Genomic DNA, 15,179 nt, shown 5'->3' on the forward strand with positions numbered 1-15,179 from the left:
TGCCGGGCGGCCGTGGGCAAGGCAAGACTGGGTCGCCGCTACCGTCAGGGCATGGCGTACGACGTACCGCATCCTGCCGACCGCGCGCAGTCGTGGGCCGACTGCGATCCGGACCTCCGCCGGTACGTCGAGCAGGCGCTCGCGGCCACCGGATTGGAGCCGTTCGGGGTGTACGTGCACGGCTCGCTGGCGATGGGGTGCTTCTACCGGGCCAAGAGCGACGTGGATCTGCTGATCGTCGTGCGGGAGAGCCTGAGCCCGGCGCAGCGCGAACGGGCGGCACGCGCCCTGGCGGAACGGGCGGCGACACGGCCGATGCTGGGAGATCTGGAGTTGTCGGTACTGACCGAGCGGCAGGTGGCGGAGGCCACGCGGGAGTTCGAGGTGCACTACTCGGCGTACTGGACCGAGAGGATTCTGGCCGGTCAGGTGAATTACGCGGCGACGCATCGGGATCCGGATCTGGCGGCGCACGTCAGCGTCGTACGGCGGCGTGGGGTGGCGGTGAGTGGGCCTGCGCCGGAGGACGTGTTCGCGCCGGTGCCGGCGGAGGAGTATCTGGCGGCGATCGAGGCCGATCTCGCGGACGTGGATCTCCTGGCCGAGCCGTACTACGGCGTGCTGAACGCGTGCCGGGTGCTGATGGTCCGGGAGTCGGGCGCGGTGGTCAGCAAGGACGAGGCTGGGGAGTGGGCGCTGGCCGCGCTCCCGGAAGAACACCGGGGGATCGTGGAGCAGGCGCTGCGCTGCTACCGGAGTGCGCGAGTGGTCGCGCCGGAGGAACGGGGGACCGACGGGCACGCATGGGATGTCGAGGCCCTGGAGGCCTTTCGTGCGTACGTGAGCTAGAGCCAGCCGTTGTCGACGGCGATGCGGGCGGCCTCGGCCCTCGTCCGGGCGCCGGTCTTTCCGATGGCCGACGACAGGTGATTGCGAACCGTGCCCTCGGAGAGGTGAAGCTCGCGGGCAATGTCCGCGACGGTTCCGCCGGACCGGGCCGCGCGCAGAACGTCGGTCTCCCGTGCAGTCAGCGGGCTGGTCCCGGCGACCAGAGTCTCAGCGGCCAGCGACGGGTCGACGACGCGCAGCCCCTGGTGGACCCGGCGTACGGCGTCAGCCAGTTGCGTGGCGGGAGTGTCCTTGACGACGAACCCCGCGGCCCCCGCCTCCATCGCACGCCGCAAGTAACCCGGTCGGCCGAACGTGGTGACCATCAGAATCCGCACACCCGGTACGGCGGTACGCAGCGCCGCGGCCGCCTCGATGCCGTCGAGCCCGGGCATCTCCACATCGAGCAGCGCGACGTCCGGCGTGCTCTGCTGCGCGGCCGCGACGACCTCGTCACCGCGGCCGACCTCGGCGACGACGTCGAGATCGGGTTCCAGGTCGAGCAGCGCCGCGAGGGCGCCGCGGACCAGCGCCTGGTCGTCCGCGATCAGCAGTCGGATGCTCACGGGCCCACTCTGACAGTCAGCCGGAATCCTCCGCCGGGCGCCTGGCCGACCGCGAGGGTGCCGCCCACCTGGTCGGCTCGCTCCCGGAGCCCGATCAGGCCGTGACCGCCCGGCGAAGGGGCCGGACCGCGACCGTCGTCCAGCACCTCGATCTCGGTCGCGGTGAGGCGGATCGTGCAGCGCCGGGCGCCCGAGTGCCGTACGACGTTCGTCACGCCTTCGCGAACGACCCAGGCGAAGAGTTCGCGGTGGGACTCCGGGACGGCGTCGACCGTGGTCGGGAGATCCGCGCGGATGCCGGCCGCGTCGAGCGCGGAGCGGGCGGCGACGAGTTCGCCGGCGAGGCTCAGTTCGCGGTAGCCGGCGACGGCGGCGCGGACGTCGGCGAGGGCGGCGCGAGCCAGTTGCTCGACCTCGGCGACCTCGATCGCGGCGCGCGAGGGGTTCGCGGAGATCAGCCGGCCGGCCAGTTCGGCCTTGACGGTGATCACGGTGAGGGAGTGGCCGAGGATGTCGTGCAGGTCCCGGGCGAACCGGTTGCGCTCCTCCTGGACGGCGAGCTCGGCGAAGTCCTGGCGGGCGATGGACAGTTCGATGCTGCGCTGAATTGCCCGCCGCATTCCGAACACGGCCAGCGCGGCGAGGAAGATCGCGAGGCCGTAGCTGCTGTCGTCGTGCCAGCCGGGAACGAGCCGCATCGACAGTTCCGCGCCGCCGAGCAGGACCAGGATCACGGGGATCGACACCCGCAGATCCAGCGACACCATCGCGATCGCCGTGATGTAGACGAGCGTCGTCAACGTGGTCTGCCCGGCAGCCGGCAGCATCAGCGCGGCCAGCAGGAGCAGCAGGATCAGATAGCCGATCCGCTGCCACACCGGCATGCCGTTGGCGTTCAGTCCGACCTGCCGGATCCAGATGAAGAACACCATGTAGCCGGCCGCGAAGAGCAGGAGCGCCACGACGCCGACCACGCGGACCATGCCGTGGCTGTGCTGGACGATCTCCTGCAGCGGATTGGCCAGGTAGAACAACCAGATCGCGGCCGCCAGCCAGCCCCACCGGCTCGGCCGGCTGCGCCCCGGCCGGGCTCCGTCGGCCAGGGCGTCGACCAGCGTCGCTTTGTTCTTCACGGTCGTCACGGTAACGCTCTCGGCTCAGGCCCGGGCGGTGTCCGCGCGGAACCGGCTCAGCCCGATCGCGCCGAGCACCACGGTCCAGATCAGCACGATCAGCAAGGCATGCAGGTCCAGCCCACTGTCCGACAGCGCGCTGCGCGAGCTCAGTCCGGTCCAGTACGCCGGGGTCAGCTCGGCGATCGTTCTCATCGCGTGCGGCATCTGCTCGATCGGCAGCCACAGCCCGCCGAAGGCCGCGATCAGCATCGTGGTCAGACCGGTGATCGGCTGCACGCTGTCCGGCTTGGCGACGTACCCGATCACCAGACCGAGTCCGGCGAACGGCAGCGCGCCGAGCCACGACACCAGCACGACCGAGATCCACTGGCCGGCGCTGAGGTGGACGTGGCCGACGATCATCCCGGCCAGGAACACCACGACCAGTGGCGGAATCGCCAGCAGCAGTGACAGCACGACCTTGGTCGCGACGTACGCCTGGGGCTTGAGCGGGGTCAGGCGCAGGGTCCGGTTCCAGCCGCCGTCGCGTTCCATCGCGATCACGCCGCCGCTGCTCATCGCGGCGTTCATCGAGCCGAACATCGCCATGCTGACCATCACGTACGCGATCGCCGAGATGCCGCCCTCGGAGTCGGCCGAGTGCAGCGTCGAACCGAAGATCAGGAACAGCACCAGCGGCATCAGCACCGCGAAGATCAGCACCCGCCGGTTGCGCAGGGTCCGTTTGATGTCGAACCGCAGGTAGTCGAGGTTCATGCCAGACTCTCCTGCTCGGCGCCGATCGCGAGAACGGCGTCCTCGAGGTCGGCGGAGGTGATCTCGATGTCGTGGGCGGGGGTGTTGGCCAGCAAGTGGCGCAGCGTGCTGTCGGAGTCCGCGCACTGCAGCAGCAGCACGTCGCCCCGCGTCTCGACGTTCCGTACGCCGGGCAGCGCCGCCAGCGCTGCCAGGTCGGCGCCGGGCACGGTCGCCCGGATGGTCCGGCCGGACACGCTCGCCTTGATCTGCACGGCGGTGCCGTCGGCAACGATCCGGCCGGCCCGCATCAGCACGATCCGGTCGGCGTACGCGTCGGCCTCCTCCAGGTAGTGGGTCGCGAACAGCACGGTCCGGCCGCGCGCGGTCTCGGCGTGCATCGAGGCCCAGAAATCCCGGCGGGACTCGACGTCCATGCCGGTGGTCGGCTCGTCCAGCACGATCAGGTCGGGCTGGGCGACGATCGCCATCGCGAACCGGACCCGCTGCTTCTGTCCGCCGGACAGTGCCTTCAACTTGCGGTCGGCGAGATCCGCGATGCCGGCCCGCTGCAGCGCATCGGCGACCGGCAGCGGGTCCTTGTGCAGGCCCGCCACCAAGTCGAGCAGTTCGCGGACCTTCGCGTCCTCGATGATTCCGCCACTCTGCAGCATCACGCCGACCTGGCCGGCCGCGATCGCCTCGACGGGGGACCTGCCGTAGAGCTGGACGCTGCCCTGGTCGGGCTGGACCAGACCGAGCAGGATCTCCAGCGTGGTCGACTTCCCTGCGCCGTTCGGGCCAAGCAGTGCCACCACCTCGCCCGACCGGATCGTGAGGTCCACCCCGGCCACGGCCTGCACTTCGCCGTACCTCCTGGTCACTCCGGTGAGGGTGACCGCAGTTGTTGTCGTCATACCGAGAATGCTCCGGCGCGCGGCGGGTGCGGGCCTGGATCGGGCGTCACGAGGTGCCCATGACATCCGTCAGATATCGGGCGCCTCGCTGCGGGACGTGCGGGTGATCGTGATCGAGGCGCCGACCACGCAGGCCATGCCGGCCAGCTGGACCGGGGTCAGCAACTGGTTGAGGATCAGGTAGCCGGCGGTGGCGCCGACGGCCGGTTCGAGGCTCATCAGGATGCCGAAGACTGCCGGACGCATCGTGCGCAGGGCCAGGGTTTCGAGGGAGTACGGCAGGACGGACGAGAGCACCGCGATCGACAGGCCGACCAGCAGCGTGTGCCAGTGGAGGAGCTCGGAGAAACCTGCGGTGGCGAACCCGATCGGCAGAGTGACGGCGGTGGCGACGACGATCGACAGGGCCAGGCCGTCGAGCTGGGCGAAGCGCCGTCCGGTCTCCGCGCTGAGCAGGATGTAGCAGGCCCAGAGGACGCCGGCCGCGGCCGCGAAGGCGACCCCGAGCCAGTCGACCTCGGCGAGTTCGTGGCCGTTGACCAGCACGACACCCACCGCGGCGGCCCCGGCGGCGATGAAGTCACGGCGGCGGCGCGACATGATCGCGGCCAGGCCGAGCGGGCCGATGAACTCGATCGTGACGGCCACTCCGAGGGGGAGGCGTTCCAGGGACAGGTAGAAGGTCAGGTTCATCAGGCCGAGGACGATGCCGAAGGCAATCACCGCGAGCAGGTCGCGGCCGGTTCGTTTCCGCAGGCTCGGCCGGGCGATCAGCAGCAGAATCGGCACGGCGAGCGCGAGCCGCAGCGACACGGTGCCCGCGGCCCCGATCCGGGCGATCAGCATCGCTGCCAGCGCACCGCCGAACTGGACGGAGACGACGCCGCCCAGCACCATCGCCGTCGGCGGCACCCGGACTGTACGCACAAGGGCGATCAGATCACGGCGCGGCGGGTCGGCCGCGACGGGATCCAGAAGGCGGACGTGCACCACTGATCAACCGGCGCTCATCTGCGAATTCCGGGCCGCGTCAGGCGTGACCGGACGGCGACGCAGCGGGTTGATCAGTGGTGGACGTCCGCGGTCAGCCCTCGCGCAGAGTGTGCAGGCCCTGCCAGAGCAGGTCCTGCAGGGTCCGCGCGGTCTTCTCGGCGGACGGCGGGGTGTCGCTGCGGGTGCGCCAGATGGCGAGGCGCTCGGTGGCGCCGGAGATGGTCTGCGCGATCACCTGGATCTCCTGCTCGTCGATGGTCGCCGGGGCGTTGAGCCGGACCATCGTCGCGATCAGCTCGACGAAGTCGGCGCGGACCTCGTCGGCGGCCTGGGCGGCCGGTCCGGCCGACAGCATGCCCTCGTCGACGATCACCGACCACGCGCGCGGATGGTCGTCGAGGAACTGGAACCAGGCCACGAAGCCGGCGTACATCGCCTGCTCGGCGTCGGCCGCCGCGAGCACGGCCTCGGAGACGGCGTCCAGCAGCTGCGCGCGCAGGCGGGACAGGCAGGCGAGGAACAAGCCGTCCTTCGAGCCGTAGTACTGGTAGATCAGCGGCTTCGAGACGCCGACGTCGGCCGCGATCTCGTCCATCGAGGTGCCCTGGTAGCCGCGGTCGCCGAAGATCCGCTCGGCGGCGTCGAGGATCTCCCGCTCGCGCGCGGCGCGGTCGCGGCGGCGTTTCACCGGTCCGCCGTCCGTGGTGGTCGTCACCTTGCCCAGCTTAACTGACTCGGAGTAACTTACTGGGAGTAAGTTCACCGGCACAGCGCAGGAGGACGGGCATGAGCGAGCAGAACCACCGGATCGTGGTGATCGGCACCGGGTTCGCCGGGATCGGCATGGCGGTCCGACTGAAGCAGTCCGGGTACGACGACTTCGTGGTGCTCGAGCGGGCCCAGGACGTCGGCGGCACCTGGCGGGACAACACCTACCCGGGCTGTCGCTGCGACGTGCCGTCACACCTGTACTCGTTCTCGTTCGCGCCGAACCCGGAGTGGTCGAGCACCTTCTCGCCGCAGCCCGAGATCGAGGCGTACCTGCGCCAGGTCACCGACGGGTTCAGGGTCCGCCCGCACATCCGCTTCGGCCACACGGTCCGGTCCGCACACTGGGTCGACGACCACTGGCTGATCCACACCGACCAGGGCGATTTCACGGCCGAGGTCCTGCTGTCCGGGATGGGGCCGTTGGCCGAGCCGTCGTACCCGAAGCTGGCGGGGATCGAGTCGTTCGAGGGGGAGGTGTTCCACTCGGCGCAGTGGAACCACGAGCTCGACCTGAGTGGTCGCAAGGTCGCGGTGATCGGGACCGGTGCGTCGGCGATCCAGTTCGTGCCGGCGATCCAGCCCGAGGTCGAGGAGCTGCACCTGTTCCAGCGCACGCCGCCGTGGGTGATGCCGCGGCCGGACCGGAAGATCACCGCGGTCGAGAAGGCGGTCTACCGGCGGTTTCCGCTGGTGCAGAAGGCGGTCCGGGCCGGAATCTATTGGGCACGCGAGTCGATGGTGCTCGGCTTCGCGAAGCTGCCGGGGATCATGAAGCAGGCGCAGAAGGTGGCCGAGAAGCACCTGCAGCAGCAGATCCGCGACCCCGAGCTACGGGCCAAGCTGACGCCCGACTTCACGCTCGGTTGCAAGCGGGTGCTGATCTCGGACGACTACTACCCGGCCGTCGCGCAGCCGAACGTCGAGGTGGTCACCGAGGGCATCACCGAGGTGACGCCGACCGGGATCGTCACCGACGACGGGGTGAAGCACGAGGTCGACACGATCATCTACGGCACCGGCTTCCGGGTCACCGACCTGCCGGTGATGGACATGCTGCACGGTCGCGACGGCCGGACTCTGCGCGAGGCCTGGGCCGGGGGAATGGAGGCGCACCTGGGGACGGCGGTCGCCGGTTTCCCGAACTTCTTCCTGCTGATCGGCCCGAACACCGGTCTCGGCCACAGCTCGATGGTGTTCATGATCGAGTCGCAGATCGCCTACATCCTGGACGCGCTGAAGACGATGGACCGCGACGGTCTGCAGCGGATCGAGGTCCGGCCGGAGGTGCAGCGGGAGTTCGTCGACGGCGTACGCTCCGCGATGCGCAACACGGTCTGGACTCGCGGCGGCTGCACCAGCTGGTACCTCGACGCGCAGGGCCGCAACACCACGCTCTGGCCGTCGTTCACCTTCCGCTTCCGCCAGCTGACCAGGCACTTCGATGCTCGGCAGTACCTGACGAGCTGACTCTCGCTATGTGACATCGATCGTGTTACATTCGATCGGTCGGATAGCTTCAGCCGAAGGGACGCGCTGGATGATCCCGTTGCACGGCATCGGCGGGCGCGGGGATCTGCCGGTCCCGCTCTGGCTGGCGAGCTACTCGGCGGCCGCCGCGGTCGCTGTGTCCTTCTTCGCGCTGGCCGCGTTCTGGGCGAGGCCGCGATTCGAGTACGCCGGTGGCAGGCCGCTCGAGGTGCTCACCCGATGGGTGGACGCCCGGGTGGTGCGATGGGCGCTGAAGGTTCTCGGGCTCGTCGCGCTGGCGCTGCTGCTCGCCACCGCGTGGTTCGGGAGCGCATCCCCGGCGTCGAATCCCGCGCCGACCTGGCTGTACGTCTGGATCTGGGTCGGGATCATCCCCGTCTCGATCCTGTTCGGACCGGTTTGGCGGCTGGCGAATCCGTTGCGGACGCTGGCGGCGCTGGTTCCGCGCCGAACCCGGCGCCGCCTTCCGGACCGCATCGCGTACTGGCCGGCGGTCGCCGGGCTCGCCGCGTTCCTCTGGCTCGAACTGGTCTGTCCGAACGGATCGGAACCGCTCGTCGTCGCGCTGTTCGTCACGGCGTACGCCGTCGTGAATGTTGCCACGGGCATCGTTTACGGCCCGCGCTGGTTCGCGATCGGCGACAGCTTCGAGGTGTACGCCGAAGTGCTGGCGCGGCTGAGTCCGATCGGTCGCGGCCCCGACGGGCGGCTGGTGCTGCGCAATCCGCTGGCCGGGCTGGCGACGATGCCGCAGGAGCCAGGACTGGTCGGTCTGCTCTGTTTGTTGCTGGGATCAACGGCTTTCGACGGCCTCTCACGATGGTCGGTGTGGACGTCGGCGACCGGCCAGCTCGGATCCGCCCAGCACATCGTGGTTTCCACGCTCGGCCTGATCGTCGTGGTCGCGATCGTGACCGGGTTGTTCGTCGGCGCGGCGCGAGCAACGGGCGCCGCGCGGGTCCGGCCCGGTGCCGTGGGCAACGCCGGGCTGCCGGGAGCGTTCGTGCACTCGCTGGTGCCGATCGCGATCGGGTACGCCGTGGCGCACTACTTCTCGTTCGCGGTGTTCCAGGGGCAGGATGGGGTTCTCCTGGCGACCGATCCGTTCGGTCGCGGCTGGGATCTGCTCGGGATCGGGCCGGCCGAAATCAACTACGGCCTGCTGGGTACCGGGGTGATCGCCGGGGTCCAGATCGGCGCGATCGTGCTCGGACACGTACTCGGGGTCGTGTCCGCGCACGATCGCGCGACCGGCCTGTTCCGTCGCCGGCAGCTGCGGCGGGCGCAGTACCCGATGCTCGCGGCGATGGTGGCCTTCACCGCCGGCGGGATCGCGCTGGTGTCGGCGTCATGACCGGGTTGCTGGTCGCGCTGCACCTGGGCGGCGTCCCGGAGACGGCGATGTTCCTCGGCCCGATCTTGCTGATCGTCGCCTTCGTCCGCATCGCCCGCCGCAAGGAGGCCGGCGCGGACGAGGACGACTGGGACGACGACTGGGACCCGGATCTCGGCGACCTCGGCCAGTCGGACGCCCACTCAGCCGACGTTGGAACGAACAACTCTGCTACTTCGCCGCGTCCTTGACGTCGCGCCAGACCGGGTCTTCGCTCACGACTTGTCCTTCCCGGCCGGGCGCAGCGCCGATGGTTTGTGGACCGCGGTACGCCCGGACTTGTCGCTGCGGACGAGGTACTGCGGGTCGTCGGGGGACGCGTCGACAGTGCGCTTGCCCGCGTGGGTCCGCTCGGTCAGCTTCTTCTCCACGGTGCCGTACGCGGTCCCGCCGTGGCTGTTCCACTCGACCTTATCGCCCTTGCGGAATGTCTTGCCGCTCATCGGATACCTCCCGGGTGCTGGGGCCTCGCCCGGTACCCCGGAAGGTATCGCCGATGCGGCGAAACTTGTTCAGCGCACCCTGATCGTGGCGGACGTGCCCTTCAGCCGGCTGCGGCCGTCGGTGACCTCGACGTGGTAGCCGACTGTCTGTCCGCTCTTGACCCGCGTGTCGTTGAAGGTGGCAACGGTCGGCCGGACCCACGGGTAGGAGTTGCGCGTCCAGGAGCCGAGCTTGGTGTTGCCTCGGTAGAGGGTGTAGGTGAGCGTGATGTTGTCGGGGTCGACGACGGCGGGGAAGGTGACGGTCACTCTGGCTCGTGCCGGGCTGGTGAGCTTGGGAGCCGCCGGGCGGGCCGGTTGGGCGCCGCCGGCGACGTTCGTGAAGCGGGTCAGGCCCTGCTGCGGCCGGCCGTTCACGGTGGTGAAGTCACCGCCGACCCAGAGATCGTTGCCGCCGGAGGCGAACGCGAGCGGGCCGACCGCGGTGAGGCCGCCGACGTTGGTGCCCGGGAACCACGGGCCGAACTTGCCGTTCGCCGTGCTGTGCGCCAGCAGTGTGCGCATGCCGTTGCCCTCGCCGAAGCTGCCGTCCTTGCGGCAGTCGTGCGCGTGCGACCCCTTGTAGAGCCAGCCGCCGATCGCCTTGATCGCCTCGGTCGCGCCCAGGCACTTGCTCTGCCAGACCAGCTTGCCGCTCGTGGAGTCGGCGGCCAGGATGCCGTCGTAGCAGCCCCTACCGCTGCCGGCGTTGGCCACGTAGACCCGGCTGCCCTGGGTGTCGATGTCCTTGACCCGGCTGAAGCATTCATCGGTCGGCGGCGGGATCGCGGCGGCGGCCGGCATCGGGTAGGCGCGGCCGTTGGTGGTGTTCAGCATCGCGAGCGCGAAGTGGGCGCCGCCGCCGACGGTCGTGAACCCACCGCCGACGAAGACCCGCTTGCCGTCGTCGGTCAGGTCGATCGCGTGCACGTCGTCGTCGGCGTTCGGGTTCCACGGCAACAGGGCGCCGCCGTTCAGCGTGACCGCGGCGAGCCGGTTGCGCGGCGTACCGGCGACGCGGCCGAAGGAGCCGCCGAGGTAGACGGTGTTGCCGGAGATCGCCAGGGCCGAGACACGGTAGCTGGCCGACGGGTTCCAGCTGGTGAGCTGGTTGTTCGCCACGTTGAACATCGCGACGTGGCGGCGCGGTACGCCGTTCACGGTGGTGAAGTCGCCGCCGATCACCACCCACTTGCCGTCGGCGCTGGTGGCGACGGCCCAGACCGCGCCGTCCAGCGTCGGGGCCCAGCCGCTCGGGGCGCCGGTCTTGCGGTTGAAGGACGCGACGTACGGACGGATCGCCTCGCCCTCGCCCTCGGGCTTGCCGGCCGGCCGGATCCTGGTGAACAGGCCGCCGGCGTACACGACGTTGCCCGCCGTCGCCAGGGCGTTCACGCTGTCATTGGTCTGCCAGACCGGCCGCGCCACGGCCGACACCGCGGAGCCGAACCCCGGTGACGCGGCCTCGACCGGCGGCCCGGACGGGATCAGCGCGGCGGCGATCACGGCCGCGGCGGTCACCGTGGCCAGAACAAGCTTCTTCATGAACGTCCCTCAGAGCCCGCGATTCACTGTGTGCGACCCCACGCTAACTGTCCGTTCAGTCATTCGTCGAAACGGGGCGGTGGAAGCGGACGTGCAGCATCCGCACCTCGTCGGCCAGTTCGTCCACCGGACCGTCGACGATCGCGCCCGGAACCACCTGCCGGATCGGCAGCGGACTGACCGGTGCTGCCGGTACGCCGAGCTCGGCCAGCCACGAGGACAGCTGCTTCGACGAACTCGCGTAGACGATCCGCCCGAGTCCGACCCAGCCATGCGCGGCGGCGCACATCGGGCAGTGCTCGCCTGACGTGTAGACGATGGCGGCGCGGCGTTCCTCCGGCGAAAGGTAAGTTGCCGACCAGCGGGCCAGGGCGAACTCCGGGTGCTGGGTGTGGTCGCCACCGGCGACGTGGTTGTGGTCCTCGCCGAGCACGGTCCCGTCGGCGCCGACCAGGACCGAGCCGAACGGCTCGTCCCCGACCTCGAGTGCCTGGGCGGCGAGCTGCACGCAGCGCCGGAGGTGAATCAGGTCCTGCTGGTCGATCACGGTGAACTCCTCGCGGGGGTTGACCTGGAGTGCGCTCCAGGTTGTTGGATCGAACGATGGACAGCCATTTTCTCGGCCGGACCGGTCTGCAGGTCAGCGAATTGTGTCTGGGCACGATGACGTTCGGTGGTGGCACCGACGAGGCCACCGCGCACCGGATCCTGGACTCGTTCGCCGATGCGGGCGGCACCTTCGTGGACACGGCGGACACCTACTCCAGTGGAGTGTCCGAAGAGATGATCGGGAGCTGGCTGAAGACCAAGGACCGCGACGAGCTGGTGATCGCGACAAAGGTGTACGGCGAGGCCGCGCCGGGTCTGCCGGTCCGCGGAGCCGGGCGCAAGCACGTGATGGCCGCCGTGGAGGCGAGCCTGCGCCGGCTGGGCACGGACTTCATCGACCTCTACCAGATCCACGTGTGGGACGACGCGACTCCGCTGGAGGAGACGCTGACGACGCTCGACGCGCTGGTGAGCAGCGGGAAGGTCCGGTTCATCGGAGCGAGCAACCTGGCGGGATGGCAGCTGCAGAAGGCGATCGACCTGTCGCGGCATCGCGGGCTCGAGCCGTACGTCTGCCTGCAGCCGCTGTACAACCTGCTCGATCGCGACGCCGAGTTCGAGCTGATTCCGGTCGCGCAGAACGAGGGCGCCGGCGTGATCGCGTGGAGCCCGCTGGCTGGTGGTTGGCTGTCGGGCAAGTACACGAAAGAGCTGGGCGGGCCGCCGGCCGGTTCGCGGTCGAGCGAGGCGGACTGGGAGTCGCGGTCCAGTGATCGGACCTGGCGGGTGATCGACACGCTGCTGGCCGTCGCCGACGAGACCGGGCGGACGCCGGCACAGGTCGCGCTGCGCTGGGTGATGCAGCGGCCGGGGCTCACGGCGCCGATCATCGGCGTACGGACGCCGGAGCAGTTGGCCGACAACCTGGGCGCGACCGGCTGGGCGCTCGACGACGAGCAGATGCGGCGGCTGACCGAGGCGGGGGAGACGCCGCCGCCGTACCCGCACAACCTGCTGCGGATGCCGCAGTTCAGGCGCCGGAGCTGAGGCTCAGCCGGTCGAGGGCAGGTCGTTGGGCGGCAGGCCGAGTTCCTCGTAGGCGGCGATCTCGATCTCCCGGCCCATCGCCTCGCGGAACGCGGCGACCAGGGCCTGGCCGGCCAGCGGGATGATGTTCTCCAGCGTGCGCTGGATCTCCGGCCAGCCCTCGGCGGGCAGGCCGGCGTCGGCGAACTGGCGCCAGACCGTGCCGCGGAACAGCTCGACGTAGATCTTCGCCACCTGGTCGGCCTGCTCGAACAGCTTCGGCAGCATCTCGAAGATCGCGTCGAGCGGCACGCCGAGCTTGATCACCTCCAGGCCGGTGCGCAGCAGGTCCGGGTTCGGGATCCGCAGGCGGTCGTCCTCGACGCGTTCGGCGATGCCCAGCTCGATCAGCTTGTCGATGGTCCTCGCGTCGTGCGGGATGCCGGCCCGGGCGGCCAGCTGGTGCTCGGTGATCACCTCGGGCTCGGCCGGCGTCCAGGGGCTGACCAGCGTCTCGAAGACGCCGAGCGCGAGCGCGCCGTCCGGCAGCTCGCTCATCATCCGCTCGACCGCGGCCAGCGTGTAGCCCTTGTCCAGCAGCTCGCGGACCAGCGTGAGCCGAGCCACGTGGTCGGCGCCGTAGTACCCGGTCCGGCCGACCAGGCGGGGCGGGGGAATCAGTCCGCGACCGGCGTACGCGCGCACGTTCCGGACGGTCATGCCCACCTTCGCGGCGAGCTGGTCGACCGTGTACTCCTCGGGGGCCGGTGCGGCCTGCTGTCCCTCCACCCTTGACAGTCTTCCAGACGCGACGTTACATGTCTGATGTAACATTCTCCATGGCGCATCCCTTCTGTCCCGCCGATCCCCGGAGCGACGCGATGACCGTCCCACTGGCAGCCTCGACCGGCACCGCGAGCTTCGACCAGATCGCGATCGTCACCGGCCTGGTCGGACTGATGTACGCCGCACTCGCCGTCCTGCTGTGGCGGGAACGGACCGGGCGCGCGACGCTGGTAGGGCGTCTCGCGGACACCATCGGGAGACTGGACGGAGTCCCCCGATGGGCCGCCATCACGCCGTACCTGCATGCGGTGTCGCTGCTGTCCTGTGCCTTCGGGGTGTGGTGGGACATCGCGGTGCACATCGACAAGGGCCGCGACACCGGCCCGTTCGGTACGCCGGCGCACTACCCGATCTTCTTCGGCATTCTCGGCGTGATCGTGTCCGGCGTGCTGCCGATCGCGCTGGCCCGCAAGCCGCTGCCGGCCCGGACGATCAAGCTCACCCAGGGCTGGCGGATCCCGTGCAGCGCGGCGCTGGTCACCTTCTGCGGCACGTTCGCGCTGGTCGGCTTCCCGCTGGACGACGTCTGGCACCGGCTGTTCGGTGAGGATGTCACGCTGTGGGGGCCGACGCACCTGCTGATGATCGCCGGGGTCGTGCTGTCGATCTTCGCCCGGCTGCTCGCGTCGGCCGAGGTGGAACAACTTGTCGGCAGCAACAAGCGCCGCCGGTTCCAGGAGATCGTTGCCCTCGGCGCGTTGCTGATCGCGTGGGACCTGTTCAGCACCGAGTTCAACTACGGCGTGCCGCAGTTCCCGCTGGTCCTGCAGCCGATCCTGATCGTCTTCGGCGCCGCGCTCGCCTTCACGCTGGTGCGGTCGCGGATGGGCCGGGGCAGCACGTTCGGCGCACTGGCGGTCTACCTGATCATCCGCGGCGGGATCGCCTGGGCGGTCGATCGGCCGCTCGGAGAAATCCTCGGCCACTTCCCGCTGCTGATCGTCGAGGCGGTCCTGGTCGAGCTCGTCGCGCTTGCTCTGGGCAACAAAGACCGCTTCCGCCTCGGGGTGGTCGCCGGAGCACTGATCGGCACGGTCGGCGTTCTCGCGGAGTACGGCTGGAGCCAGGTCTGGATGCCGATCCGCTGGCCCGCCTCGCTGCTTCCGTCGGCGCTCGGCTTCGGCGTCGTCGCCGGGATCGGTGCCGGGCTCGTCGGTGCCTGGCTGGCCACCCGGTACGCCGAGGTGGCGGGCGAGGTCCGCGCGGTGCCGTCGGTACGGCGTACGCATCAGCTCGGCGCGGTCGGCTTGATCGCGGTGCTGGGCGTGGCGTTCTTCTGTGTGCCGCGCTCGGCCGATCCCGGCGTGACGGCGACGATCTCGCTCGAGCGGGTCGCGACCGGCGCGGAGCCCACGGCGTACGTGACGGTGAAGCTGGATCCGGCGGACGCGGCCGAGGGAGCGCGCTGGTTCGAGGCGATGGCCTGGCAGGGCGGCGGGCTGGAGCTGCACCCGTTGCAAAAGGTTGCCGATGGCACGTATCGGTCCCAGCAGCCGTTGCCGATGTACGGGAAGTGGAAGTCGATGGTGCGGCTGCACCAGGGCGCCCGGGACCTGGTCGCGGCGTGGGTCTACGCGCCGGAGGACGCGGCGATCCAGAAGCCGGCGATCCAGGTGTCGGACGGGCAGACGGTGCGGTTCATCAGCGAGCAGGAGGTCCTGCGCCGCGAGGAGCGGACCGACGTCCCGCGCTGGATGTGGAACGGTGGGTACGCGCTGCTGGCGGTGGTCGGCGCGCTGGAGATCCTCGGGATCGCCTGGCTGGTCGGGCGAGGCGCTCGCGGTGGGCGGATGCGGGCCGAGCACCTGCAGGCGGTCGAGCGGGAGAAGGAGAGCGCATGAGGG

Annotated in this window: 16 protein-coding genes; 6 read left to right on the forward strand and 10 right to left on the reverse strand. The window is 70.1% G+C overall.

The genetic code is table 11. The features are described 5' to 3' along the window. The first annotated feature begins 51 nt into the window (after positions 1–51). On the forward strand, positions 52–849 hold the full coding sequence (locus BWI15_RS07135) for an aminoglycoside adenylyltransferase domain-containing protein (protein ID WP_077013506.1): 798 nt from the start codon (positions 52–54) through the stop codon (positions 847–849). Here BWI15_RS07135 and BWI15_RS07140 read toward each other — a convergent pair. The 6 genes from BWI15_RS07140 to BWI15_RS07165 form a co-directional block, all read right to left on the reverse strand. Beyond that, positions 846–1,454 carry a response regulator transcription factor gene (locus BWI15_RS07140; RefSeq protein ID WP_077013507.1) on the reverse strand — a complete coding sequence of 203 codons (609 nt, stop codon included), beginning with the start codon at positions 1,452–1,454 and terminating at the stop codon, positions 846–848. The two genes, BWI15_RS07135 and BWI15_RS07140, sit on opposite strands and share 4 nt — an antisense overlap. Further along, positions 1,451–2,587: a sensor histidine kinase gene (locus tag BWI15_RS07145; RefSeq protein WP_143465434.1), complete on the reverse strand. Its 1,137-nt coding sequence runs from the start codon at positions 2,585–2,587 to the stop codon at positions 1,451–1,453. Before BWI15_RS07145 ends, BWI15_RS07140 begins: the two co-directional genes overlap by 4 nt. Before the next feature lie 24 nt (positions 2,588–2,611). Then, positions 2,612–3,346 (reverse strand): ABC transporter permease, encoded by a 735-nt coding sequence (locus tag BWI15_RS07150; protein WP_077013508.1) that lies wholly within the window; start codon positions 3,344–3,346, stop codon positions 2,612–2,614. Continuing rightward, positions 3,343–4,242 (reverse strand): ABC transporter ATP-binding protein, encoded by a 900-nt coding sequence (locus BWI15_RS07155; protein ID WP_077013509.1) that lies wholly within the window; start codon positions 4,240–4,242, stop codon positions 3,343–3,345. The genes BWI15_RS07150 and BWI15_RS07155 overlap by 4 nt, the downstream gene beginning before the upstream one ends. 69 nt (positions 4,243–4,311) lie before the next feature. After that, on the reverse strand, positions 4,312–5,169 hold the full coding sequence (locus BWI15_RS07160; RefSeq protein WP_083750632.1) for an EamA family transporter: 858 nt from the start codon (positions 5,167–5,169) through the stop codon (positions 4,312–4,314). A gap of 157 nt (positions 5,170–5,326) precedes the next feature. Beyond that, entirely contained in the window at positions 5,327–5,950 is a 624-nt protein-coding gene (locus BWI15_RS07165; RefSeq protein ID WP_237771178.1) for a TetR/AcrR family transcriptional regulator, read from the reverse strand. Between the two features lie 71 nt (positions 5,951–6,021). Between BWI15_RS07165 and BWI15_RS07170 the strand changes: the two genes are divergently transcribed. The 3 genes from BWI15_RS07170 to BWI15_RS07180 are packed head-to-tail and all read left to right on the forward strand — an operon-like array spanning position 6,022 to position 9,078. Next, on the forward strand, positions 6,022–7,473 hold the full coding sequence (locus tag BWI15_RS07170) for a flavin-containing monooxygenase (protein WP_077013510.1): 1,452 nt from the start codon (positions 6,022–6,024) through the stop codon (positions 7,471–7,473). A gap of 10 nt (positions 7,474–7,483) precedes the next feature. Next, the gene (locus BWI15_RS07175) at positions 7,484–8,848 is read left to right on the forward strand and encodes a hypothetical protein (protein WP_237771179.1); all 1,365 of its coding nucleotides are present in this window, start codon (positions 7,484–7,486) and stop codon (positions 8,846–8,848) included. Continuing rightward, the gene (locus BWI15_RS07180) at positions 8,845–9,078 is read left to right on the forward strand and encodes a hypothetical protein (protein ID WP_077013512.1); all 234 of its coding nucleotides are present in this window, start codon (positions 8,845–8,847) and stop codon (positions 9,076–9,078) included. The genes BWI15_RS07175 and BWI15_RS07180 overlap by 4 nt, the downstream gene beginning before the upstream one ends. Positions 9,079–9,102: 24 nt before the next feature. Here BWI15_RS07180 and BWI15_RS07185 read toward each other — a convergent pair whose 3' ends face one another. The 3 genes from BWI15_RS07185 to BWI15_RS07195 form a co-directional block, all read right to left on the reverse strand. Then, complete coding sequence (locus BWI15_RS07185) at positions 9,103–9,330, reverse strand: DUF2945 domain-containing protein (RefSeq protein WP_077013513.1); 228 nt, start codon at positions 9,328–9,330, stop codon at positions 9,103–9,105. Positions 9,331–9,399: 69 nt separating this feature from the next. Next, entirely contained in the window at positions 9,400–10,914 is a 1,515-nt protein-coding gene (locus BWI15_RS07190; protein ID WP_077013514.1) for a hypothetical protein, read from the reverse strand. Positions 10,915–10,969: 55 nt separating this feature from the next. Beyond that, the gene (locus BWI15_RS07195) at positions 10,970–11,461 is read right to left on the reverse strand and encodes a nucleoside deaminase (protein WP_077013515.1); all 492 of its coding nucleotides are present in this window, start codon (positions 11,459–11,461) and stop codon (positions 10,970–10,972) included. A 56-nt stretch (positions 11,462–11,517) separates the two neighbouring features. Between BWI15_RS07195 and BWI15_RS07200 the strand changes: the two genes are divergently transcribed. Then, the gene (locus BWI15_RS07200; protein ID WP_077013516.1) at positions 11,518–12,510 is read left to right on the forward strand and encodes an aldo/keto reductase; all 993 of its coding nucleotides are present in this window, start codon (positions 11,518–11,520) and stop codon (positions 12,508–12,510) included. A 3-nt stretch (positions 12,511–12,513) separates the two neighbouring features. Here BWI15_RS07200 and BWI15_RS07205 read toward each other — a convergent pair whose 3' ends face one another. Then, positions 12,514–13,278, reverse strand: coding sequence for a MerR family transcriptional regulator (locus BWI15_RS07205; RefSeq protein ID WP_077013517.1), 765 nt, complete (start codon positions 13,276–13,278; stop codon positions 12,514–12,516). Between the two features lie 92 nt (positions 13,279–13,370). On the opposite strand from BWI15_RS07205, the gene BWI15_RS07210 reads away from it, so the two are divergent. Beyond that, a complete protein-coding gene (locus tag BWI15_RS07210) occupies positions 13,371–15,176 on the forward strand; it encodes a hypothetical protein (RefSeq protein WP_077013518.1) in 1,806 nt (601 codons plus the stop codon). The last annotated feature ends 3 nt before the right edge of the window (positions 15,177–15,179 follow it).

It is taken from the genome of Kribbella sp. ALI-6-A (genome assembly GCF_001984195.1).
In the GTDB taxonomy this organism is placed as follows: Bacteria; Actinomycetota; Actinomycetes; order Propionibacteriales; family Kribbellaceae; genus Kribbella.

What these genes read in the sequence shown, in the direction of transcription:
- BWI15_RS07150 (WP_077013508.1), bottom strand. Translation starts at nt 3,346, where the DNA reads ATGAACCTCGACTACCTGCGGTTCGACATCAAACGGACCCTGCGCAAC.
- BWI15_RS07135 (WP_077013506.1), top strand. Translation starts at nt 52, where the DNA reads ATGGCGTACGACGTACCGCATCCTGCCGACCGCGCGCAGTCGTGGGCC.
- BWI15_RS07200 (WP_077013516.1), top strand. Translation starts at nt 11,518, where the DNA reads ATGGACAGCCATTTTCTCGGCCGGACCGGTCTGCAGGTCAGCGAATTG.
- BWI15_RS07180 (WP_077013512.1), top strand. Translation starts at nt 8,845, where the DNA reads ATGACCGGGTTGCTGGTCGCGCTGCACCTGGGCGGCGTCCCGGAGACG.
- BWI15_RS07210 (WP_077013518.1), top strand. Translation starts at nt 13,371, where the DNA reads ATGACCGTCCCACTGGCAGCCTCGACCGGCACCGCGAGCTTCGACCAG.
- BWI15_RS07170 (WP_077013510.1), top strand. Translation starts at nt 6,022, where the DNA reads ATGAGCGAGCAGAACCACCGGATCGTGGTGATCGGCACCGGGTTCGCC.
- BWI15_RS07155 (WP_077013509.1), bottom strand. Translation starts at nt 4,242, where the DNA reads ATGACGACAACAACTGCGGTCACCCTCACCGGAGTGACCAGGAGGTAC.
- BWI15_RS07185 (WP_077013513.1), bottom strand. Translation starts at nt 9,330, where the DNA reads ATGAGCGGCAAGACATTCCGCAAGGGCGATAAGGTCGAGTGGAACAGC.
- BWI15_RS07190 (WP_077013514.1), bottom strand. Translation starts at nt 10,914, where the DNA reads ATGAAGAAGCTTGTTCTGGCCACGGTGACCGCCGCGGCCGTGATCGCC.